This is a genomic window from Pseudomonas sp. AU11447, from assembly GCF_001672555.2.
Classification (GTDB): Bacteria; Pseudomonadota; Gammaproteobacteria; order Pseudomonadales; family Pseudomonadaceae; genus Pseudomonas; species Pseudomonas nitroreducens.
Map to the genome: position 1 here is coordinate 24,483 of NZ_LZDG02000053.1, position 22,305 is coordinate 46,787.

A 22,305-nucleotide genomic window follows, 5' to 3' on the forward strand; every position below is an offset into this window, starting at 1 on the left:
ACCAAGAAGGAACCGCCATCATGGGGAACATCGACTCAAGGATCGTCGGTCTGTTTGTCACGCTCGCTTGCGGAGTGGCCAGCACTGCACTGTGCCCCACCGTCCAGGCTGGTGACGGCACCATCGTTCTGCAACGTACCGTGCAGCCACGCGTCGCGACACGTCCCACCGATATTCCCGATCCGAATCCGATCACCGTCAATCCCAACATCTCCAGCCAGGTCGTGCGCCAGACCGGTAATGCCGAACTGAGCGACAGCGATTTCGCCGGCGTCACCAGCGGCTCCACCCTGGAGCGCCACATCCTTCCCGGCGGCACGCTGGTAGGCATGGACAACGGCAGCAACCAGAGCCTCAACAACGGCACGCTCGGCGGAGGCATGGGCGCCGGGGGCGGCATCTCCAATTCGGTGAACCGCACAGTGCAGCAAGGCCTCTCACCGCTACGCATGCTGACGGGAGATCGCTGAGATGAAAGCCCGCCTGCTCGCCCTGCCCCTGCTCTTCTGCGCCGCCTCATCCTTCGCCGCCGATCCCTCGACGGTCAACAACGCCAACATCGACAGCGCCGTGCGCAATTACAACGGCGTGGCCAGCGTTAACCAGGCCGCCGGCGATGCGCAGCAACAAGCCAACGGCCGGAGCATTGCGATCGGCACCAACGGCCCCGCCACCACCCAGTTCCGGCAAACGGTCAACGCCTTCGTCGACCCCAGCCAGGCGGCGTCAGCCAGCATCACCGGCAACGCCTTCACCAACGGCAACGGCGCACTGGGCGTGAACCAGGCTGCTGGCGCCGCCAACCAGCAAGTGAACGCCATGCGGATCAGCGTCAGCGCCGTACCGCAGAGCGTCGATGACAGCGTGCTTTCCCAGCAGAACGTCGCGCTGCCAGTGAACTCAGGCCCAGCTAACTCCTCCGCGGGTAACCGGCAGGTCGTCACCAGCGACCAGGCCTTTGCCGGCAGTCGTGGCGTAGTTCAGGTGAGCCAGAGCGCCGGGGTCGGCAATCGCATTGCCAACACCCTGAGCATCCGGGTCGCGGATTGACCCAAGCCAACTCCTATAACACTAAACACGCCAAACAAAGCAAAGGAGATACACCATGAAACCCACAATGGCTCTCAAGCCCTTGGTATTCGCTGTCGCAGCGATCATGGCTGTAGCGGTGCAAGCGGATAACCGTAACAACAACGGGCACAACAATGGCCACAACAATGGTCATGAGCAGCATCAACCGCAGACCCCGTACGATCCCTACAAGGATCCGCGGATTCCGGCGGGCTCGAGCGCAACGGTCCAGGATACCCAGGAAAGCAGCGAAAACACCGTCGTCAACATGGGTACCAAGAACACCGCGACGGTCGACAGCTCCCTGGGGACCGCGTCGGGCAACGTGGGCGTCAACGTGGCTGCCGGCGACATGAACCAACAGGCCAACGCCGCCGCACTCGCCACCGCTGACGAGCACTTCATCTTCGGTAGCGCCTATGCGTCCACCGATGTGACCCAGAACAACACCGGCAACCAGGCCTGGAACTTCTCCACCACCAACAAGGCCTCGCTGAACAACTCCGGCAGCAACTCCTCGGGGAACATCGGCATCAACATCACCTCCGGCAACTACAACCAACAGAAAAACGACATGGCCGCCGCCGTGTCCGGTGGTCGTACTGCCGAGTCCAACAGTGGCGCCACCCAGACTTCCAGTGGCAATACCGTGGGTAACGTCGCCTTCCTGACCTACGACAAGGAAACCCTGAAGTCCGAGTTCAGCGCCAAGGGCACCTACAAGGGCGCTGGCACTGGCTACGTCGTGGACGAAAGCAGCCGTGGCGGCAAAGACGACCGTCACAGCAGCGGCGGCAGCAAGGAAGACAAGGACCCGCTGTTCTTCGTAGAAGCCGGCACGGTCGACCTGAAAGGCCAGGCCACCTATCAGGTGCTGGTGCCCACCGGCTGGAAGGACCCGGTCAAGAACGACGCCACCATCAGCAACTCGCTCAACAATGTGTCGGGCAACCTGGGTGCGAACGTTGCAGCTGGCGTAGGCAACCAGCAGAGCAACTCGCTGTCCATCGCCGCAGGTTGCAAAGCCTGCATGTAAGCGACACAGCGCTGTACCTGGAGGCTCCGGCAACGGAGCCTCCTTTCTCCTGAGCTGACCCCCAGGCGTCACGATCATGCGTACGTCCGCCCTGCTTTTGCTCGCCCTCTTCTCGCTCACGACGCAGGCCGCGCAACTCCCCTTCGCCATTCTTCCCGGCGGCTCCATGGCCTACAAACACGTCGAGAGCATCCGCGAGCGCAAGTTCAGCAACCTGGTCCAGCAGAAGACCGACTTCAGCTGCGGCGCCGCTGCGCTGGCGACGATCCTCCGCCAGGCCTATGCGCTGGACGTGGACGAGGAGTTCGTGATCAAGGGGATGCTGGTCCGGGCCGACCCGGACCTGGTGCGCACCCAGGGCTTCTCCATGCTCGACATGAAGACCTACCTGGAAGGCATCGGCATGCGGGCTCGCGGGTATCGAATCCCCGCTGCCTCGCTGGAGAAGCTGACGATCCCGGTGATAGTGCTGATGGATATCCGTGGCTACAAGCATTTCGTCGTGATGCAGCGGGCCTACAAGGGCTACGTCTACATCGGCGATCCGGTGCTGGGCCACAAGCGCTTCACTCAGGAAGATTTTCTCAAAGGCTGGAACGGCATCATCTTCGCCGTCATCGGTCCGGGCTACGAACAGGCCAACGCCCTGATGAGCCCACCGGACCCGCTGACAGCCAAGGACCGACTCAATGCCTTCCGCCCGGTCAAGGATGCCGAACTCATGGAATTCGGCTTCCTCCAGAGCGACTTCCTCTGACCGAACCAGAACGGAAGGCAGGAATCCTTCCGGGGAGAACAACATGAAACTGATCCCGCTGCTTGCCGCCACCTGTTTCGTGGCCTGCCTGCCGGTCCAGGCGGAGAGCGTATTCAAGCCGATCGAGCTGAAAGACCAGGAGCTGGCCCAACTTCGCGGCAAGTACGTGATGCCTGGCCGGGTCATCAGCTTTGGCATCGTCATGAGCAGTACCTGGAAGAATGCCGTGGGCGACAACATCGGCGCCAAGGTCAGCATGCAGATCCAGGAATCGACCATCAAACCGCAGTTCTACGTCTCCACCATCGATGAGAAAGGCAATGGTGCCGCACCGGCTACCGGTACGGGCAGCGTCACCGGTGGCGCCGGCCTCAACCAGACCCAGGGCGTCACCCAGAGCGTGCGCGCCGCAGGCGACTACAACACTGCCTCCAACAACGTCAGCATCGACGTGAAGGAAGCCAACCAGGCACCGGTCGTGGCCCAGGAAGGCACCCCGCTGAACAATTCGCCAATCAGCGCCAGCAACGGCGCCGGCACCGTCAGCGTGACACCGGGCAATGGCGGCATTCAGTTGGCAATCAATGCCAACGGACAAGGCGCCGCGATGCAGCAACTGGCCGCCGGTGGCCTGCTGCAGGCCGCGCAGATGGTCGGCGGAAATAACGCCGTCAACAACCTGGCACAGCTCAGCGTAGTGCTGAAAAACAACCTTCCGTCGTCTGGAGCGCTCGACTGCAATCTCGACCAACTCAAAGGGCTTCGCACTATGGGTATGTGATCTACGCTCCAGTGCGACTGTGAAGTCCAACCTAATAAGAAGGACAGCGCGCCATGCACCGATCGCTAACGCTAGGAACTGCAATCTGTGTATCCGCATTACTCCCCTCGACCTACGCCGCTGCAGCGACGGAAGCCGAGGTGGAGGCTTTGAAACAGGAACTTCTCGAACTCAAGCAACGCTATGAGGCTCAGCAGAAAGCCCTGATGGTGCTCGAGCAGCGGGTCAGGCAGGTGGAAGAAGCACCAGCCGCGCCGGCCCAGCCCAAGCGCCTGGTCACCTCTACCGGCAAGCCCACACCTCCCGGAACCGGCAACACCGTTGCCGCCAGCGGCAGCTCCTACGGCGAGTCGCTCAAGGATGACGCCAGCCCGCCCAAGAGCGTGGAAAACCTCTACGACGAAGCCAGTGGCTTCTTCGGCAATGGCGCGTTCAGCTTCGAGACGGGCCTGACCTATACCCACTACGACACCAAGCAGCTGATCCTCAACGGCTTCCTGGCGCTAGACACCATCTTCCTGGGCAACATCGGCGTGGACAACATCAACGCCGACAACTGGACCCTGGACCTCACTGGCCGCTACAACTGGAACAACCGTTGGCAGTTCGACATCAACGCCCCGGTGGTTTATCGCGAGAGCACCTATCAGTCGGCAGGCGCCGGCAACTCGACCGCGCAATCCACCGACGAGACAGTCACCCGCGACCCGACCCTGGGCGACGTCAACTTCGGCATCGCCTACAAGTTCATGGACGAAACCGAGTCGCGCCCCGACGCGGTGGTCAGCCTGCGGGTCAAGGCGCCCACCGGCAAGGACCCGTACGGCATCAAGCTCAAGCGCGCCTCGGACAACGACAACCTCAACGTGCCCGAGTCGCTGCCCACCGGCAACGGCGTCTGGTCGCTCACCCCCGGCATCTCGCTGGTCAAGACCGTGGACCCCGCCGTGCTGTTCGGCAGCCTCTCCTACACCTACAACCTCGAGGAATCGTTCGACGACATCAGCCCCACCGAGGGGGTGAAACAGAAAGGCAAGGTCGACCTCGGCGACTGGTTCCAGATCGGTGCGGGCGTGGCATTCGCCCTCAACGAGAAGACCAGCATGTCGTTCTCCTTCTCCGACCTGATCGCCCAGAAGAGCAAGATCAAGGCCGACGGCGGCGACTGGACCACCGTCACCGGCAGCGACGCCAACGCGGCGTACTTCAACTGGGGCCTGACCTACGCCTGGAGCCCCAACCTCACCATCGTGCCGAACCTGTCCATCGGCATCTCGCCGGATGCGCCGGATTTCAGCTTCAGCGTGAAATTCCCGTATTACTTCTGACGGCTCGGCAGTCCGAACGCAAAGGCCCCTTTTCGGGGCCTTTGTCTTTTCCAGAGATCGTCACCTGTACGTAGGAGCAACTGTCTTCTTCCGGTGAATCCGTGCCGATACTTTCCCCTCACCCCAAGCGCAGAAGCATCTCGTAGGAGCGGACTCCGTCCGCGATAGGCTGCAATTGCGCCGGACAGCATCGCGGACAGAGTCCGCTCCTACGCCAGCACGAAACGCCCTATCCGAGTCCACCGAATCGCGGCGGGCAACGGATCCGCGTCCGCTCCCGCCCCGACCGGTATCCCCGCCCTAGCGCAACTGGTGCTTGTGCAACAAGCGATAGAAGGTCGGCCGCGAGATGCCCAGCATCCGCGCCGCCACGCTGAGATTGTCGCCGTGCCTGGCCAGCGCATCGCACATGGCCTGGCGCTCGGCGCCGAGCTTGTATTCCTCCAGGGTCACCAGCGGCAGGTGCACCGAGCGTCCCTTCTCCCGCTCCAGGCCCAGGTCGCGGGCCTCGATCTGCCGCCCCTCGGCCAGTACCAGCCCACGCCGCACCCGGTTGGCCAGCTCACGCACGTTGCCCGGCCAGCCGTGCTCGGCCATCGCCGCCAGGGCATCATCGGAGAAGCGGCGCGGCCGCCGCCCGGTTTCGACGCTGTAGAGGTGGGCGAAGTGATTGGCCAGCAATGCCAGGTCACCGTTGCGCTCGCGCAGCGGCGAAGTCGACACCTGCAGGACATTGAGCCGGTAGTAGAGGTCCTCGCGGAACTGGCCGGCGCGGATCGCCTGCTCCAGGTCCACGTGGGTCGCTGCCAGCACCCGCACATCGACGTCGATCGGCTGGCTGCCACCGACCCTTTCGATCTGTTTCTCCTGCAGCACGCGCAACAGGTTGGCCTGCAGCTCCAGCGGCAGGTCGCCCACCTCGTCGAGGAACAGCGTGCCGCCGTTGGCCTGTTCGAAGCGGCCAATCTTGCGCTGGTGCGCGCCGGTGAACGACCCCTTCTCGTGGCCGAAGAGTTCCGACTGGATCAGGTTATCCGGCATCGCCCCGCAGTTGATCGCCACGAAGGGGCGGATCGCCCGCCGCGACTGACGATGCAGCGTGCGCGCCACCAGTTCCTTGCCGGTACCGCTTTCGCCGCGGATCAACACGGGAGACTCGGTCGGCGCGAATTTCGCCAACAGCTTGCGCAGCTCCCGGACATCACGGCTTTCGCCCAGCAGTTCGTGCTCATGCTCATCGCTGTGCACGCTGCCGCGCCCACGCAGGCGCGCCATGCCGAACGCACGGCCGAGGGTGACCTGCACGCGCGCCACATCGAAGGGCAAGGTATGGAAATCGAAGAACCACTCACTGACGAAATCGCCCACCTCATTCAGGGGCAGGACCTCCGGGCTGAGCACGGCTATCCACTCCGTGCCACTGCGGCTGATGAGTTCCTTGACGGACTCCCGGCGTTCAAGATGCCGGGGTTGCAGACGCAGCAGGCCGACGTCACAGCCGCGATTGCTGGCGCTATCCAGCTCGCAACTGTCTACCTCCCACCCTGCTGCCCGTAGTCCGGGTAATAACCTGCGGCAGTCGTCGCATGGATCGACCACCAGCAGGCGACGAGTATTCGCGGCTGCCTCGAGCATGCTCCCTTCCTTGGCGCCATTATTTTGAAAAACTTTAAAAAACAGTTGGTTGGCGCTCCAGTTTGTAAAGCTAGCAATATATTGACGCCGTCCATTGACCGTTTTCCTATAAGGTCAATGTCGAATCGATCTCACCAACCCTGCCCTCGCCGCTTGACTTCCAGGCGCCGCACGAACTCCTCCAGCACCAGCTTGTAGAGGTCGTCCCCCAGGTACACATCCTCCACCCCACAATCGATGTTCGGGTTGTCGTTCACCTCGATCACCACCACCCGCTCCCCGGACTGTTTCAGGTCCACGCCGTAGAGCCCGTCGCCGATCAGGTTCGCGGTTTTCACCGCCAGCTCCACCACTTTGCGCGGTGCCTCGTGCACGGCCATGGTGCGGAAATCGCCGCTCACTTCCTGCGCGCCAGGGCTGTGATCGTAGATCTGCCAGTGCCCCTTGGACATGAAGTACTGGCAGGCGAATATGGGCTTCTGGTTGAGGACGCCGATCCGCCAGTCGTATTCGGTATAAAAGAACTCCTGCGCCAGCAGCAGCACCGAGCGCTCGAACAATTCGGCGCTGGCCTTGAGCAGCTCCTCCTGGTTGCCCACCTTGATCACCCCGCGCGAGAAGCTGCCATCGGGAATCTTCAGCACCAGCGGGAAGCCCAGGCGCTCGCCGACTTTTTCCAGCTCCTGCGGGTTGTCCTTGTAGAGGATTTCGGTGGCCGGCATGCCCAGCTTGTGGCTGCGCAGCAGGTCGGCCAGGTAGACCTTGTTGGTGCAGCGCAGGATCGACACCGGGTCGTCCATCACCACCATCCCCTCGCTCTCGGCCTTCTTGGCGAAGCGATAGGTATGGTCGCTGACGCTGGTGGTCTCGCGAATCAGCAGCGCGTCGTATTCGGCCAGGCGCGAGTAGTCCTTCTTCTCGATCAGTTCGACGTCGATGCCCAGGGTCTTTCCGACGCGGATGAAATTCTTCAGCGCCTTGCGATCGGACGGCGGGAAGGCCTCCTCCGGATCGTGCAGGATCGCCAGGTCATAGCGGTACTGCTTGCGCGAGCGCGGTTTGCGCCATATCTGCCGGCTGAAGCCATCCAGCGCATTGGCGAATTGCTCCTCCTGGTCCTCGCGCAACTTGTGGATGTTCCCCGGCTTCACGCCTTCGATATGCCAGCCCCGGTTCTTGCGGAACTCCACCAGCAGCATCGGGCACGGCAGCGCCTCGAACAGCTGGCGCGCCAGGTCCTGCAGCGGCTCGATGTCGGTGCGGCCGAAGTACAGCGTCAGGGTGAAACCATCGGTGCTACCGTAGGGATGATCGGCCAGCGCCTTGTCGAGGGTTTTCTCCAGGTCTTCCAGGGCCAGGCTGTAGAGCGACTTCTTCGCCAGCTCGCTGATGCTGCGCACCGACGGAATCACCTTGTGCCCGCGCGCCTCGGCCAGCAGCGAGCAGTAATAGCCATGGCCCAGGTACTTGTAGTTGCGGCACAGGTTGATCACCTGCACACGTTTGCTGTTGTCGTCGTCGATGGGCATCTCCAGGTATTCCTGGGCGCTGACCACATCTTCACTGGGATAGTAGGAGGCCCAGTCTTCCTTGCGCTCCACGATGATGAACAGCTTGCTCACGACACCTCCGAAGTTGCCCCGCGCTTGCCGCGCCGATAGGCCAGGACAATACTGGTTGCTGCTTCGACCGCATTGAACCGCGCCCGTTCGCAGCCAGCACCGACACGGTGCGCCCCGCAGATTAACGAATGCTTACTCTATGAAACTCCAGTTCCGCGCCGCCTCCGCCGACGACCTGCACGCCCTGGTCGAGATGGAAAACCGTTGTTTCGAACACGACCGCCTGTCCCGCCGCAACTTCCAGTGGATGATCACCCGCGCCCACGCCAGCCTCACCGTCGCCGAATCTGACGGCGTTCTGCTCGGCTACGCGCTGGTGCTGTTCCACCAGGGCACGTCACTGGCACGCCTGTACTCCATTGCCGTGGACGAGCGTGCGCGCGGCATCGGCCTGGGCCAGAAGCTGCTGGACCGCGCCGAGGCCGAGGCGCTGGAGAACGACTGCGCCTACCTGCGCCTGGAAGTACGGCCGGACAACCGCGGTGCCATCGCTCTCTATGAGCGTAACGGCTACCGTCCGTTTGCCACGGTACGCGACTACTACGAAGACCACAGCGAAGCGCTGCGCTTCGAGAAGCGTATCCGCCAGATCAACGAGCGCACGCACCGTCATGTGCCCTACTACCGGCAAACCACCGAGTTCACGTGCGGCCCTTCGGCCCTGATGATGGCCATGGGCGCGCTGGAACCCCAGCGCCGCCTGGAGCGCACCGAGGAGCTGCGCCTGTGGCGCGAGGCGACCACCATCTACATGACCGCCGGCCACGGCGGCTGCAGCCCGCAGGGCCTGGCGCTGGCAGCGCACCGACGGGGATTCCGTGTGCAATTGCAGCTGTCAGAAGATGGCCCGTTGTTCCTCGATGGCGTGCGCAGCGAGGAAAAGCGCGAGGTGATGCGCCTGGTCCACGAGGACTTCGCCGCCGAACTGGCTCGCAGCGACGTGGAGCAACTGCTGCTCAACCAGTTGGATATCGACAGCGCGCTGGAGGCAGGCGGCCAGCCGATGGTGCTGATCAGCAGCTACCGCCTGACCCGCTCCAAGGCGCCGCACTGGGTGACGGTCACCGACTGCGACGAGGACTTCGTCTACCTGCACGACCCCGACGTCGACCACAGCCAGCACCGCGAGCCGCTGGACTGCCAGCACATCCCGGTGAGCCACGCGGAGTTCGAGCAGATGAGCCGCTTCGGCCGCAGCAAGCTGCGCGCGGCGGTGATCCTCTACCAGCGCTGACGCTAGCCGGCGATGGCTTCGCCACCGACCCGCAGCACGCCGGTATCGATCGCCAGGTGCACCAGTTCGGCGTGGGACACCACCTGCAGCTTCTGCTTGAGCAGGGTGACGTGGTTTGACACCGTCTTGGCGCTGATGCACAGGTGTTCCGCCACCTGCCGCACCGGCAGGCCGCGGGCGAGCATCACGAAGATCTCGAACTCGCGCTGGGTCATGCCCTGCAGGCGCGGGTCCTGGCCGTCGGCGCCCTGGGGCTGGCGCGCCAGCTGGGTGGCCAGCGGCTGTTCGATGTACGCATGCCCCGCCAATATCCGCCTGACCGCCTCCACCAGCACCGCCGGCGAGGCGCCCTTGGTGATATAGCCCGCCGCGCCCGCGTCCAGCGCCTGGCGTACCAGCGGCAGCTCGTCGTGCATGCTGAAGAACAGCACGCGCAGTTGTGGCAGGCGCTGGCGCAACCGCCGGGTGACTTCCAGGCCACTGATGCCGGGCAGGCCGATATCCAGGATCACCAGGCTCGGCACACTGCGCTGCACCGCCTCCAGGGCGGACTCGCCATCGATGGCCTCGCTCACCTCGACCTCGGGGATCAGCCCGCGCAGCAGTGCGGCGACGCCGTCGCGGACCACGAAATGATCATCCACCAGCAGAATCTTCACGCCCTTTCTCCTTCCACCACACCGACTGCCAACGGCATCCACAAGCGCAGGGCCAGGCCGCCACCCGGTCGGGAGCGCAGGTGCAGCTCGCCGCCCAGGCAACGGGCGCGCTCGCGCATGGAACGCATGCCGATGCCTGTCCGTGGCAGCCCGTTGCAGCCTCGCCCATCATCACGCACCCACAGGTAGAGTCGCCCACAATGGCGTCGCAGGATCACCCGAACCCGGCGGGCGCCGGCATGTCGCGCCACATTGGTCAGTGCCTCCTGCAGGAGACGGTACAGGTGCGCCTTGGCCACCGTCGACAGCGTCGGCAGTGGCTCCAGGTACAGGCTGCAGGCCACCCCCTGACTGGCCTGCCATTGCTCGACATGCAGGCGCAGCGCCTCTTCCAGGCTGACCCGCTCCAGCACCACCGGGTAAAGGTCGCGCACCAGCGCGCGAAAACTCTCGTTGAGGCCCTGGCAATGCTGTTCCAGCCGATCAAGGGTGACGAAGCCGATACCGTCCTGGCTTTCCAGGCTGCGCAGCAGGAATACCTGCGCGCGGATGCCGGCGAGGTACTGGCCGATGTCATCGTGCAGCGCCTGGGCCAGTTGCTGCCGCTCGCGCTCCTGCACCGCGAGCAGCGCGCGGGTCAGTTCGGCATTTTCCACGCAGGCACGTTCCAGCTCGCCGGCCATGCCGTTGAAGCCGCTGGCCAGGCGCTGCGCCTCGGGCAGGGAGTGGTCCGGCAGGCGTACCTGGAACTGGCCACGGGAGACATCCCCCAGGGCGTCATGCAGTTGCTCCACCACCCGCAAGCCCCCCTGCACGGCCCAGCGGATCGCCAGCAGGCTGGCCAGCAGCGATACACCGAACAGCACCAGCAGTTGCACCAGCGAATCGCGCACCTCGTCGATCTCGTCGCGCGGGTCCAGGCTCAATTGCACGCGTCGGCCATCGGCCAGCGTGAGCAGGGTCGGCGCCGGCAGGTCGGGATACAGGCGAGTTACCAGCCAGTCGTCCAGGCCGGTGTGCGGTGGGGGCGCACCCGCGTCCAGCCAGTGCACGCGTACATGGCGCAGGCCGGCGGTGAGGTCGGGGTCCAGGCTGGCCGGGTCGCGCTGCGCCGCTTCACGCAGGTACTCGAGCACGCCCCGCGCGGCATCCATCTCGCGGCGCACATCGTCGTTGCCCTGATGCACCAGCACCGCCAGGCAAACCGCCGCGAGCAACGCGAAGAACAACCCGACCAGCAGGTTGATCCGCCACAACGCAGACATCTAGTGCGCGCCGCGACAGGTCGTGATGCAGCCCACCGGCGCCATGGGCGCGCGCAGTTCCGCCGCCGGCAGGTAACCGTTGCGCGTGTAGAGGAAATCGAAACCGAACAGGCTGAGCATCAGCAGGATCGGCAGGACGAGAGTGACGGCGATACGCATGGCGACGCTCCTCTTCTGGTTCTTGTAGCGCCATCCTAGGTCGCGGGCGCCGCGCGCAACCTACTACCTTGGTACTGCCCCACCGGTACTTTCTGCATATTTGCCGCGCCGCGGGCGATTCCTATGCTGGCCGCACAACAACAAGCCGGCCCACCCAGGGAGTCGCCCATGCGTCAGTTCGTCCTTCATGGCGTCGCCTATCTGCTCGCGGTTGCCTGCGCCGCTGCCTTTAGCCTTGGGGCTCGTGCCGAGGAAGCCCCTGCACTGGAGATACGCATCGGCTACCTGGGCTACACGCCCGATCCGGGGCCACTGCTGTCCAACGTCATCCCCGAACCTACCGACGCCGGCCTGCGCGGCGCCGAGCTGGCGATCACCGACAGCAACAGCACCGGGCGCTTCCTCAAGCACCGCTACAGCCTGGAAGCCGCCAGTTCCGATACCCCGGACAAGCTGCTGGGCGAAGCCAGGCGCCTGCACGCCGCCGGCCTGCGCCTGTTCGTGGTCAACGCCCCGGCAGACACGCTGCTCCAACTGGCCGCCGCGCTGCCGGACAGCCTGCTGTTCAACGCCGGCGCTGCCGATGACGAACTGCGCGCCAGCCAGTGCGCGGCAAACGTGCTGCATACGCTACCCAGCCGGCTGATGCTGACCGACGCCCTCACCCAGTTCCTGGTGCTGCGCAAGTGGACGCGCTGGCTGTTGATCGTCGGCCAGCGCCCGGAAGACGCCCTGTACGCCAACGCTCTGCGCCGCTCGGCCAAGCGTTTCGGCGCGAAAATCGTCGAGGAGAAACCCTTCACCTTCGACAACGATCAGCGCCGCAGCGCCCAGGCCGACATGGCGCTGTTCACCCAGTCCAGCGAAGACTACGACGCCGTGCTGGTAGCCGACGAGCACGGCGACTTCGGCGAGTACGTGCCCTACAACACCTGGTTGCCACGGCCCGTCGCGGGCACCCAGGGGCTGGTCGCCACCGGCTGGCACAAGACCGTGGAAACCTACGGCGCCGCCCAGTTGCAGAAGCGCTTCGAGGAACACGCCGGGCGCTGGATGAACGACCGTGACTTTGCCGCCTGGATCGCCGTGCGCAGCATCGCCAGCGCGGTGACGAGGCTGCGCGATGCCGACCCCATGGCGATCCGCAAGCTGTCGCTCTCCCCTGACCTGCCGCTGGATGGTTTCAAAGGCTACAAGCTCGGCTTCCGCCCGTGGGACGGCCAGTTGCGCCAGCCGATCCCGCTGGTGCAGCCGCGCGCCCTGGTCAGTACCTCGCCGCAGGAAGGCTTCCTGCACCCCGCCAGCGAACTCGACAGCCTCGGCCTGGACGCACCGGAAAGCCAGTGCCATCTCGCCGACGCGAAGCCATAACAAGAACATTCCATGAGGACCCTGCCCATGCCCCGCCTGCTTGCCCTCTCCTGCCTGAGCCTCGCGCTCGGCCTGGTACCCACCGCCTTCGCCGCCACCGCCTACGTCTCCAACGAGAAGGACAACAACCTCAGCGTCATCGACCTGGATACCCTGGCCGTCACCGGCACCATCGACACCGGCAAGCGCCCGCGCGGACTGGCGCTGTCCCACGACAACAAGCTGCTGTACGTCTGCGCCAGCGATTCGGACACCGTGCAGGTGATCGACCTCGCCACCCGCAAGATCATCAAGCAACTGCCCTCGGGCGCCGACCCCGAGCAGTTCGCCCTGCACCCCAATGACCGCTGGCTGTACGTCTCCAACGAGGACGATGCGCTGGTCACGGTGGTCGATACCCAGACCGCCCAGGTGCTCGGGCAGATCGACGTCGGCGTCGAGCCCGAAGGCATGGCGGTGAGCCCGGATGGCAAGTGGGCGGTGAACACCAGCGAGACCACCAACATGCTGCACTGGATCGACACCGCGACCCAGAAGCTGGTGGACAGCACCCTGGTGGACCAGCGCCCGCGCCACGCCGAGTTCACCCACGACGGCTCGCAGGTCTGGGTCTCGGCGGAGATCGGCGGCACCGTCAGCGTGGTCGACACCGCCAGCCGCCAGATCCTCAAGACCCTGCGCTTCGCCATCCAGGGCGTGCACCCGGACAAGGTGCAGCCGGTGGGCGTGCAACTGACCCGCGATGGCAAGTACGCCTTCGTCGCCCTCGGCCCGGCCAACCATGTGGCGGTGGTGGATGCGAAGACCTTCGAAGTCCTCGACTACCTGCTGGTGGGCCGCCGCGTCTGGCACCTGGCGTTCACCCCGGACGAGAAGACCCTGCTGGCCACCAACGGCGTCAGCGGCGATGTCTCGGTGATCGATGTCGCCTCGCGCAAGGTCACCAAGTCGATCAAGGTGGGCCGCTATCCGTGGGGCGTGGTGGTGACGCCATGAATGCGCTGACGGTCCGCGACCTTGGCTTCTCCTACGGCCCGCGCCGCGCGCTCGACGGCTTGGAGTTCGAGCTCCCCGCCGGGCGCTTCACCGCCCTGCTGGGGCCCAACGGCGCCGGCAAGTCCACCCTGGTTGCTCTGCTCACCCGGCTCTACGACCTGCAGCAGGGCGAGATCGACGTGCTCGGCTACAGCCTGCGCCAGCAGCCGCGCCTGGCCCTGCGCCAGCTCGGCGTGGTGTTCCAGCAGAGCACCCTGGACCTGGACCTGAGCGTGGAGCAGAACCTGCGCTACCACGCGGCCCTGCATGGCCTGCCGCGCAGCGTGGCGAACGAACGGATCGACGCCGAACTGGCCCGCCAGCAGTTGCAGGAGCGCCGTCGCGACAAGGTCCGCGCGCTCAATGGCGGCCATCGCCGCCGCGTGGAGATCGCCCGCGCGCTGCTGCATCGGCCACGCCTGCTGCTGCTCGACGAGGCCAGCGTCGGGCTCGACCCGGCGGCGCGCCAGGCGCTCAACAACCATGTGCGCCGGCTGTGCCGCGAGGATGGCCTGGCGGTGCTCTGGACCACCCACCTGCTGGATGAGGTGCGCGACGAGGATGCGCTGCTGGTGCTCGATCGCGGCCGCCTGGTCGCCCGTGGCGAGACGCGGGACATCTGCGCGGCGGACGCCGGCAACCTGGAGCGCACCTTCCACCGCCTGACCCGCCTGGAGGCCTGCGCATGAGTGCCCTGGAGAACCCGCGGCTCGGCCCTGCCGCCTACTGGCAATGCCTGTGCGGCATCGTCATGCGCGAATGGCTGCGCTTCGTCCTGCAACGCTCGCGCTTCCTCAGCGCGCTGGTGCGGCCGCTGCTCTGGCTGCTGGTGTTCGCCGCCGGCTTCCGCGCCGCGCTGGGCATTTCGATCATCGAGCCGTACGACACCTACGTCACCTACGAGACGTACATAGTGCCGGGGCTGTGCTGCATGATCCTGCTGTTCAATGGCATGCAGGGCTCGCTGTCGATGGTCTATGACCGCGAGATGGGCAGCATGCGCGTGCTGCTGACCAGCCCGCTGCCGCGTGCCTTCCTGCTCGCCAGCAAGCTGTTGGCCACCGCGCTGGTGTCGCTGTTGCAGGTCTACGCCTTCCTGCTCATCGCCTGGCTGTATGGCGTGCAGCCGCCGCCGATGGGGCTGGTTGCCGCGCTACCGGCATTGCTGCTGGCAGCACTGCTGCTGGGCGCGCTGGGATTGCTGCTTTCCAACGGCATCCGCCAGCTGGAGAACTTTGCCGGGGTGATGAATTTCGTCATCTTCCCGCTGTTCTTCCTCTCCTCCGCGCTCTACCCGTTGTGGAAGATGCGCGAGGCCAGCCAGTGGCTGTACTGGCTGTGCGCGCTGAACCCGTTCAGCCACGCCGTGGAACTGGTGCGCTTCGCCCTGTACGAGCGCTTCAATCCGCTGGCCAGTGGCGTCTGCCTGGGCCTGACGCTGCTCTTCGCCGGCCTTGCCGTGCTGACCTTCAACCCGCAGCACGCCGCCCTGCGCAAGGGGTGAAATCTCCTACTTTGGTACTGGTTCGCCCCTCCGGACGTCGAATTTCCAAAGCTGCAGCGCCGGCATCTAATGGCCACTACAAGAAGAACTAATCAGAGATACCGCCATGCCTCGCCTTGCCACTGCCCTGTACGGCCACGTGAGCGGCTGCCTCGCCGCGTGCCTGCTCAGCCTGACGCTCCCGGCCGCGCAGGCCGACGACACGCCGCTGTTCTCCGCAGACGGCTATCGCCAGGCCCAGTACCGCAGCCCGACGCCGCCTTCCGCCGACCACGCCGTCACCCTCGACACCCCCGCCCTGCAGGCGCTGCTCAAGCGCGAGCCGAAGGCCCGGCTGGTGGACGTTTACCGCCGCACCTTCTTGAACGGCCAGTTCGTCGAAGACGAAAAGCACCGCAACCTGCCCGGCAGCCTGTGGCTGGCCAACGTCGGCACCGGCACCCTGGAGCCGCAGTGGCAGGCCTATTTCGAGCAGAATCTCTCCCGCCTCACCGAGGGCGATGCCAAACGCCCGCTGGTGTTCTACTGCCGCTCCGACTGCTGGATGAGCTGGAACGCCATCCGCCGCGCGCATGCGCTGGGCTATGCCAGCCTCTACTGGTACCGTGACGGTATCGATGCCTGGGAACAGGCAGGGCTGCCCCTGCAGGACGCCCAGCCGCAACCTGTGAAATAACTTTGCGATCACCGCCCATAACGACAACAACGAGGTGCAGGCCATGTACAAGATCCTGATCGCCGACGATCACCCGCTGTTCCGCGAGGCGATCCACAACGTCATCGCCGACGGCTTCCCCGGCAGCGAAGTGATGGAAACTGCCAACCTCGACAGCGCGCTGGGCCTGACCCAGGAACACGACGATCTCGACCTGATCCTGCTCGACCTGAACATGCCCGGCATGCATGGCCTGAACGGCCTGATGAGCCTGCGCAACGAGGCACCGACCATCCCGGTGGTGATCGTCTCCGCCGAGCAGGACAAGCAGGTCGTCCTTCAGGCCATCACCTACGGCGCCGTGGGTTTCATCACCAAGTCCTCGCCGCGCGTGCAGATGACCGAGGCCATCGAACAGATTCTCAACGGCAACGTCTACCTGCCGTCGGACATCATCCGCACCCAGAAGTCCTCGCCACGCCGCAGCGGTCAGGAAGACCACAGCATCCCACCGGAACTGCTGCAGGCGCTGACCCGCAAGCAGCTGCTGGTGCTGGAACGGATGACCAAGGGCGAGTCGAACAAGCAGATCGCCTACAACCTGGAAATTGCCGAGACCACGGTGAAGGCGCACGTCTCCGCCATCCTGCGCAAGCTGAAGGTGCACAACCGCGTGCAGGCGATTCTCTGCGCGGGCGACATCGACTTCGCCGCCTACCTGCGTCGCTGAAATTTTCATCATCGTGCCGCTGAGACCGCTACCGGGAACCACTCGATGCCCTCCACCCGCACCCTGAGCCTCACCGGGCTGGCGATGCTCGCCTTCGCCGGCAACTCCATCCTCTGTCGCCTGGCGCTCAAGGCCACCAGCATCGATGCGGTGAGCTTCACCGGCCTCCGCATCTTCTCGGGCGCGCTGATGCTCGCCGTGCTGCTCAGACTGCGCCGCCGCGCCGCCAGCGAAGGCGGTAACTGGCGCGCGGCAGCGGCGCTGTTCGTCTACGCCGCAGCCTTCTCCTACGCCTACGTGCAGCTGGATGCGGGTACCGGCGCCCTGCTGCTGTTCGGCGCGGTGCAGGTGACCATGATCCTGGTCGGCCTGCTGCGCGGCGAACGACTGCACGGCCAGGCGCTGCTCGGCTTCCTGCTGGCTCTCGGCGGGCTGCTCGCTCAGCTGCTGCCCAGCGCCAGCGCGCCGCCGTTGGCCGGCGCGCTGCTGATGCTGCTGTCGGGTGTGGCCTGGGGGCTGTATTCGTTGCTGGGTCGCAAGGGCAGCGATCCGCTGGCGATCACCACCGGCAACTTTGTCCGCGCCATTGCCTTTGCGGCCTTGCTGGCGGCGTTTTTCCACTCCGATCTACGGGTGGATGCGATGGGTGTCGTCTATGCCGTGCTGTCCGGCGCAGTGGCGTCGGGCATCGGCTACGCGATCTGGTACAGCGCACTACCGGGTCTGTCGGCGATCCAGGGCGCTTCGGTGCAGTTGAGCGTACCCATTCTCGCCGCCCTTTCCGGCGCCGTGCTGCTCGGCGAGGCGATCAGCCTGCGCCTGGCACTGGTGTCATTGGCGGTGCTCGGCGGGATCGCGCTGATCCTGCTGGCCAAGGTGCGCGCTCCAGCCGCCCAGCGGGCCTGATTCAATCTGTTTTTTGTAGGAGCGAGCTTGCTCGCGAACGATGTTTCCGCATAGGGCGGTTCGCGAGCAAGCTCGCTCCTACAATTCGTGGGCCTGGGAAGGTCCGTGCAAGCTATTACCCTCTCCCAGAGGATGGGGGCGTATGGTGCAGGATGTAACCACAACTTCAGCCGGTACGAACTGCCCCCTCTCCCCTTGGGAGAGGGCTGGGGTGAGGACCGAAACTACCCGCAGACTACGGCGCCCAAATCAGTGGGCGCTATCGATCAGATGGCACAGCGCGGTCTTCAGCTTCATCGGCCGCACCGGCTTGTGCATCAGCGTGTGCCCCAGCTCGCGGATCTGCTGCTTCAGCTCGTTGCTGTAGTTGGCGGTGATCATCAGCGCCGGTAGCGGCGTGCCGCGTCGGGCGTTGATCGAGGCGACGGCATCGACGCCGTTCAGCCCCTCGTCCAGGTGGTAATCGACGATCAACAGGTCCGACTCGGCGTGGAAATTATCGACCTGCCGCGCCAGGTCCTCCTCCGACAGCGCCGTCACCACCTGGCAACCCCAGGCTTCCAGCAGCGTGCGCATGCCGGCGCAGATCGCGGCATCGTTATCCAGCACCCAGACGCGCGACCCGCGCAGACGCTCCACCAGGTCGTCGGCGGTACGCTCCGGTTCCGGTTCGGTGCGCGCCACACGGCGAGCCAGGGGGACTTCGATGGAAAAACGCGACCCCTTGCCCGGCGCCGACTCCACCTGGATACGATGGCCCAGCATGCGCGCGATCTTCTCGACGATTGCCAGCCCCAGCCCCAGCCCGCGGTCCTGGTGAAAGCGCTGCGCGTCACCGCGCTTGAACTCCTGGAATATCTCGCCGAGCTTGTCCGCGGCGATGCCCACGCCGGTGTCCCAGACCTCGATCCACAGGCTGTGCCGGCGCCGCCGACAGCCCAGCAGCACGCGCCCGGAAGGCGTGTAGCGGATGGCGTTGGTCAGCAGGTTGCGCAGGATCCGCGCCAGCAGCTGGATATCGCTGCGCACCTGGGCGCCGCAGGGCACGAAGTCCAGCGCCAGGCCTTCGCTGGCGGCCACCTGGCGGTATTCGGCGGCGAGGTTGCCGAGCAGTTCGCTGACGTCGAACGAGGCGATGTCCGGCTTGATCACCCCGGCGTCCAGCTTGGAGATGTCCACCAGGGTGCCGAGCAGCGTTTCAACGTCCTCCAGCGACTGGCTGATGTTGCGCACCAGGGCTTCGCCGCTGCGCTCCTGCAGGGCACTCGTGAACAACCTCGCGGCGTTCAGCGGCTGCAGCAGGTCATGGCTGACGGCGGCGAGGAACTTGGTCTTCGACAGGTTGGCCTGCTCGGCCTCGCGCTTGGCCTCGCGCAGCCGGCCCTCGACCTGGCTGCGTTCGTCGATCTCGCGCTTGAGTTGGTCGTTGAGGCTGGTCAGCTCGGCGGTGCGTTCGCGTACCCGTTGCTCCAGGTTCTGGTAGGCCTGGTGCAACGCTTCGGCGGTGCGACGGCGCTCGGTGATGTCGCGGATCAGCACGAACAGCCCGCTCACCGTGCCATCGGCCTGGCGGTTGGGCACGTAGGAGCGTTGCATGTAGCGCTCCTGCCCGGCCAGGTTGGTCTCGGCAATTTCAAAGGTGACGCTTTCGCCCGACAGCGCGCGCTCGAAGTACGGCTCCAGGCGCTGGCAGTGTTCGGCGCTGTGCACCTCGCGCAGGTTGCGCCCGAGCATCGAGCCGCTGGGCCAGCGGTACCACTCCTCGTAGACCTTGTTGGTGAAGTCGTAGTCGAGGTCGGCGGTGAGGTAGGCGATCAGCGCCGGCACCTGGTCGGTGATCAGGCGAATCCAGCGCTCGCTCTCGCGCAGCGCTTCGGCGTGGCGGTAGCGCTCGGTAATGTCGGTGAAGGTATTGACGAAGCCACCGGTAGGCAGCGCGTGGGTGCGAATCTCGAGCATGCGGCCGTCGAACAGTCGCTGCTCGATCACCCCTTCCGCCTCGCCCTTACGCGGCCGGCTGCGTGGGGTCAGCAGCGGCAGTTCGCTGTCGGCCATGACCTCGGCGAAGGGCCGGTGAGCCTCGATCGGCGCCAGTCCGCAGAGTTCCAGGAAGCGCCGGTTCCACAGCTCCAGCGCACCGTCGGCACCAACCATGGCCACGCCCTGGGACAGGTTGTCCACGGCGCGTTGCAGCAGGTGCGACTTCTGCGCCACCGCCTGCTCACGGCGCGCCATCTCGCTCTGCTTGATCTCGGTGATGTCGCTGTAGAGCACTACCAGGCCGCCGTCGCGGGTGGGCCGCTCGGTCACCCGGACCCAACGGTCGTTACGCAGCCGATAGAGGGTGTGCTCGTCATCGCTGCTGCGCTGTTCCTCGACGATCAGCCCGCTGCTCTGAGCCAGTCGGCGCACTTCGGCGAGTCGCGTTCCCGTGCCGACGCGGGCGCGGGTCTGCGCCCAGAAGGCACGGAAGCGTTCGTTGTAGAGGACGATGCGCTGCTGCGGATCGAACAGCACGAAGGCGTCGGAAATGCTCTCCACGGCGTCCAGCAGGTGCTGGTGCGCGGTCTCGGCGCGCAGGCGGGCATCGCTGAGCAGCTGGTTGCTGGACTTCAGCTCGACCATCGCCTCGCTCAGCGCGTCGGTACGCTCGCGCACCTGCTCGGCCAGCACCACGGAATGCTGGAAGGCGCCGTAGGCGTTGTCGCCGCGGGACGTCGCGGACTCCACGCGCTCGATCAGCGCCGCGTTGATCCGCTGCAGCTTGTGGTTGTCGCGCTCCAGCTCGTCGATCCGCGCGCGCAGTTCAGCCTCCGGCGTTGCCCCGAGGACGGCCAATGGCGACACCGGTGAAGGTCTGGTTGATATGCATGCCATTGAATTGTTCCCCGTAGGTGTTGAAGCCGATCACCTGCTGGCTTCGGAGAAACTCGGCGGTGGGTTCGGTATCGCCGGCCACTTCCAGCTCCAGGCGGCGCAGGAAACAATCGCAGCCGATAGTCAGCAGCGGCGGCCCAAGGCGCTCATGCAGGCGCTGGAACTGTGCCTGCAGCCCCGGCAGCAACGGCCCGGTGCTCATGGCGGTGAGGACGATGCCGTTCTCCACCGCGCAGTAGAAAGTCAGGCTGAGGTCGTCGTTGACCTGCTGGATCGAGCGCACGTAGTACTGGTCGCGCACCCGCACCGCCAGCGGGTGCGCCGGGAACAGCGAGAAATCCAGCTGCTCCAGCGGCACACCGACCAGCCGCGCGAACTCCAGGGCGGCCGGTTCGGCGTTGAGCTCCAGCACCCGGCGGCTGTCGCTGTCGGCGCGGGTAACCACCAGTTTCTCCTCGCTGGGCAGCACGTGGTGGGTGGTGAACACCTCGAAGTCCAGCCAGGTATTGAACAGCACCACGACGGCCGCCCCTGTATGGAACTGGCCCTGGTAGTAAACGTGAGTGTGGGTCAGGTGGTTGTCGTCACCGGCCGAGCCACCGAAATGCGGAATGGCGCCGAGCGCCGCGCTCAGTGCGGCGAGCACCACTTCCTCGCGGCTGGACAGGCCATCGAGCAGGGTCAGGGCGAAACTGTGGTCCTTGATCGGCGCCAGCCCTGCGCAGCGACAGTCGGCCACCAGGGATTCGACCATCTGCTGGGCGTCGATCAGGCTGAAGCGTTCCATCTCATCCACCAGCGCGCAAGAGATGGCGAAGCTGCGCAGGTCGAAGCCCACGGCGGTGACGCAGCCACGGCCATAGCCCTGCGGGGTGATCTCGCCGGCGGTGGTGCAACCGGCCAGGTCGATGCCGCCGAAGTACTGCTCCAGCGCGGCGGCCAGCGCCGGCAGGTCGTATTCGGCGGAGCAGAAGAACAGCACGAAGCCCAGGTTCGGATGGATCAGCTGCCGCGCCAGGTCCTGGGCGACCGCCTCGACGTCGCGGGCATCGGACATGCCGCGAACGACTCCTTGTGTTTCGTGCATGGCGTGCGCCCAGTCAGGATATCGACGCTGGCATTCTACGAAGGGGCTGGAGTGGACCCCATGCTACTTGGGTCGCGGCGGGTCTATCCGAAAGTAGCGGGATGTCTGTAGGAGCGAGCCGCACCCGCGATCACGCGCTTGAGGCGTTCCCTCGAGTCAGCGTCGGGCTTTCCAATTGCGATGCCTGGAGCTTGGGTATTCCGGCGCCGCTTTTGCGTACGCGCGGGCTCAGTGTTTCGCCCCCTCGGGCGAGTTACTTTCTCAAACGCCAGAAAGTAACCAAAGGGCTCGCCCCTACATCCGGTTTTTCGCTTCGCGAAAAATACCCTCGGTTCCTCGGAGTTTCAGGGGCCCGCCACGAAGGGCCATCCCTGGCCCATCGTGGCTCTCGCGACATCCATGTCGCTCAACCCCTGAAACTCCGATCACCTTCGGCCTCCTGAAAGGGGCACTCCGGAGCGCGCGGATGTTTCTCTGGAAGACTTCATGAGCCAGAGCAATTGTAAGCGCGCGCCGTTTTTGGCACTGCCTTGCGCGATGCTTGGCACCGCCTTCCGCCGCTGAGTCCGCCCGATGTTTGCGCGACAATTGGC

The 22,305-nt window shown here is 65.2% G+C and carries 21 protein-coding genes; 14 read left to right on the forward strand and 7 right to left on the reverse strand.

The window, feature by feature from the left end; genetic code table 11:
• The first annotated feature begins 20 nt into the window (after window positions 1-20).
• From A6723_RS21020 to A6723_RS21045, 6 genes are all read left to right on the forward strand, one after another.
• The gene (locus A6723_RS21020; RefSeq protein ID WP_054906940.1) at window positions 21-470 is read left to right on the forward strand and encodes a hypothetical protein; all 450 of its coding nucleotides are present in this window, start codon (window positions 21-23) and stop codon (window positions 468-470) included.
• 1 nt (window position 471) lies between these two features.
• Window positions 472-1,050, forward strand: coding sequence for a hypothetical protein (locus A6723_RS21025; protein WP_054906941.1), 579 nt, complete (start codon window positions 472-474; stop codon window positions 1,048-1,050).
• A 55-nt stretch (window positions 1,051-1,105) separates the two neighbouring features.
• Window positions 1,106-2,107 carry a hypothetical protein gene (locus A6723_RS21030; protein WP_054906942.1) on the forward strand — a complete coding sequence of 334 codons (1,002 nt, stop codon included), beginning with the start codon at window positions 1,106-1,108 and terminating at the stop codon, window positions 2,105-2,107.
• 76 nt (window positions 2,108-2,183) lie between these two features.
• Entirely contained in the window at window positions 2,184-2,864 is a 681-nt protein-coding gene (locus tag A6723_RS21035; RefSeq protein ID WP_054906943.1) for a C39 family peptidase, read from the forward strand.
• A gap of 43 nt (window positions 2,865-2,907) precedes the next feature.
• Window positions 2,908-3,645 (forward strand): hypothetical protein, encoded by a 738-nt coding sequence (locus tag A6723_RS21040; protein ID WP_054906944.1) that lies wholly within the window; start codon window positions 2,908-2,910, stop codon window positions 3,643-3,645.
• Between the two features lie 53 nt (window positions 3,646-3,698).
• A complete protein-coding gene (locus A6723_RS21045) occupies window positions 3,699-4,973 on the forward strand; it encodes a hypothetical protein (protein WP_054906945.1) in 1,275 nt (424 codons plus the stop codon).
• Between the two features lie 300 nt (window positions 4,974-5,273).
• On the opposite strand, the gene A6723_RS21050 is transcribed toward A6723_RS21045, so the two are convergent.
• The gene (locus A6723_RS21050) at window positions 5,274-6,608 is read right to left on the reverse strand and encodes a sigma-54 dependent transcriptional regulator (protein ID WP_054906946.1); all 1,335 of its coding nucleotides are present in this window, start codon (window positions 6,606-6,608) and stop codon (window positions 5,274-5,276) included.
• Window positions 6,609-6,739: 131 nt separating this feature from the next.
• A complete protein-coding gene (locus A6723_RS21055; protein WP_054906947.1) occupies window positions 6,740-8,230 on the reverse strand; it encodes a RimK family protein in 1,491 nt (496 codons plus the stop codon).
• 139 nt (window positions 8,231-8,369) lie between these two features.
• On the opposite strand from A6723_RS21055, the gene A6723_RS21060 reads away from it, so the two are divergent.
• The gene (locus tag A6723_RS21060; protein WP_054906948.1) at window positions 8,370-9,464 is read left to right on the forward strand and encodes a GNAT family N-acetyltransferase/peptidase C39 family protein; all 1,095 of its coding nucleotides are present in this window, start codon (window positions 8,370-8,372) and stop codon (window positions 9,462-9,464) included.
• A 2-nt stretch (window positions 9,465-9,466) separates the two neighbouring features.
• On the opposite strand, the gene A6723_RS21065 is transcribed toward A6723_RS21060, so the two are convergent.
• From A6723_RS21065 to A6723_RS32180, 3 genes are read right to left on the reverse strand one after another with little or no spacing between them, the layout of a single operon-like run.
• Window positions 9,467-10,123, reverse strand: a complete 657-nt coding sequence (locus A6723_RS21065) for a response regulator transcription factor (protein WP_054906949.1) — start codon at window positions 10,121-10,123, stop codon at window positions 9,467-9,469.
• Entirely contained in the window at window positions 10,120-11,388 is a 1,269-nt protein-coding gene (locus A6723_RS21070) for an ATP-binding protein (protein ID WP_054906950.1), read from the reverse strand. Before A6723_RS21070 ends, A6723_RS21065 begins: the two co-directional genes overlap by 4 nt.
• Window positions 11,389-11,547 (reverse strand): hypothetical protein, encoded by a 159-nt coding sequence (locus A6723_RS32180; RefSeq protein WP_175405570.1) that lies wholly within the window; start codon window positions 11,545-11,547, stop codon window positions 11,389-11,391.
• Between the two features lie 168 nt (window positions 11,548-11,715).
• Here A6723_RS32180 and A6723_RS21075 point away from each other — a divergent pair, with 168 nt between their 5' ends.
• The 7 genes from A6723_RS21075 to A6723_RS21105 all read left to right on the forward strand — a co-directional run bounded on the left by A6723_RS21075 (window position 11,716) and on the right by A6723_RS21105 (window position 17,748).
• Window positions 11,716-12,918, forward strand: a complete 1,203-nt coding sequence (locus tag A6723_RS21075; RefSeq protein WP_054906951.1) for an ABC transporter substrate-binding protein — start codon at window positions 11,716-11,718, stop codon at window positions 12,916-12,918.
• 27 nt (window positions 12,919-12,945) lie between these two features.
• Window positions 12,946-13,914 carry a YVTN family beta-propeller repeat protein gene (locus tag A6723_RS21080; protein WP_024764458.1) on the forward strand — a complete coding sequence of 323 codons (969 nt, stop codon included), beginning with the start codon at window positions 12,946-12,948 and terminating at the stop codon, window positions 13,912-13,914.
• The gene (locus tag A6723_RS21085) at window positions 13,911-14,642 is read left to right on the forward strand and encodes an ABC transporter ATP-binding protein (RefSeq protein WP_054906952.1); all 732 of its coding nucleotides are present in this window, start codon (window positions 13,911-13,913) and stop codon (window positions 14,640-14,642) included. The genes A6723_RS21080 and A6723_RS21085 overlap by 4 nt, the downstream gene beginning before the upstream one ends.
• Window positions 14,639-15,457: an ABC transporter permease gene (locus A6723_RS21090; protein WP_054906953.1), complete on the forward strand. Its 819-nt coding sequence runs from the start codon at window positions 14,639-14,641 to the stop codon at window positions 15,455-15,457. Before A6723_RS21085 ends, A6723_RS21090 begins: the two co-directional genes overlap by 4 nt.
• Window positions 15,458-15,563: 106 nt before the next feature.
• Window positions 15,564-16,133 carry a PQQ-dependent catabolism-associated CXXCW motif protein gene (locus tag A6723_RS21095; protein WP_082450473.1) on the forward strand — a complete coding sequence of 190 codons (570 nt, stop codon included), beginning with the start codon at window positions 15,564-15,566 and terminating at the stop codon, window positions 16,131-16,133.
• Window positions 16,134-16,176: 43 nt separating this feature from the next.
• Complete coding sequence (gene agmR / locus A6723_RS21100) at window positions 16,177-16,842, forward strand: response regulator AgmR (protein WP_054906954.1); 666 nt, start codon at window positions 16,177-16,179, stop codon at window positions 16,840-16,842.
• 45 nt (window positions 16,843-16,887) lie between these two features.
• Entirely contained in the window at window positions 16,888-17,748 is an 861-nt protein-coding gene (locus A6723_RS21105; protein ID WP_054906955.1) for a DMT family transporter, read from the forward strand.
• A 249-nt stretch (window positions 17,749-17,997) separates the two neighbouring features.
• Here the strand turns inward: A6723_RS21105 and nahK are convergent, their stop codons facing one another.
• Window positions 17,998-20,625: a hybrid sensor histidine kinase/response regulator NahK/ErcS' gene (gene nahK, locus A6723_RS21110; protein WP_082450475.1), complete on the reverse strand. Its 2,628-nt coding sequence runs from the start codon at window positions 20,623-20,625 to the stop codon at window positions 17,998-18,000.
• Window positions 20,555-21,712, reverse strand: coding sequence for a nitric oxide-sensing protein NosP (gene nosP / locus A6723_RS21115; RefSeq protein ID WP_054906957.1), 1,158 nt, complete (start codon window positions 21,710-21,712; stop codon window positions 20,555-20,557). Before nosP ends, nahK begins: the two co-directional genes overlap by 71 nt.
• Window positions 21,713-22,305: the final 593 nt, after the last annotated feature.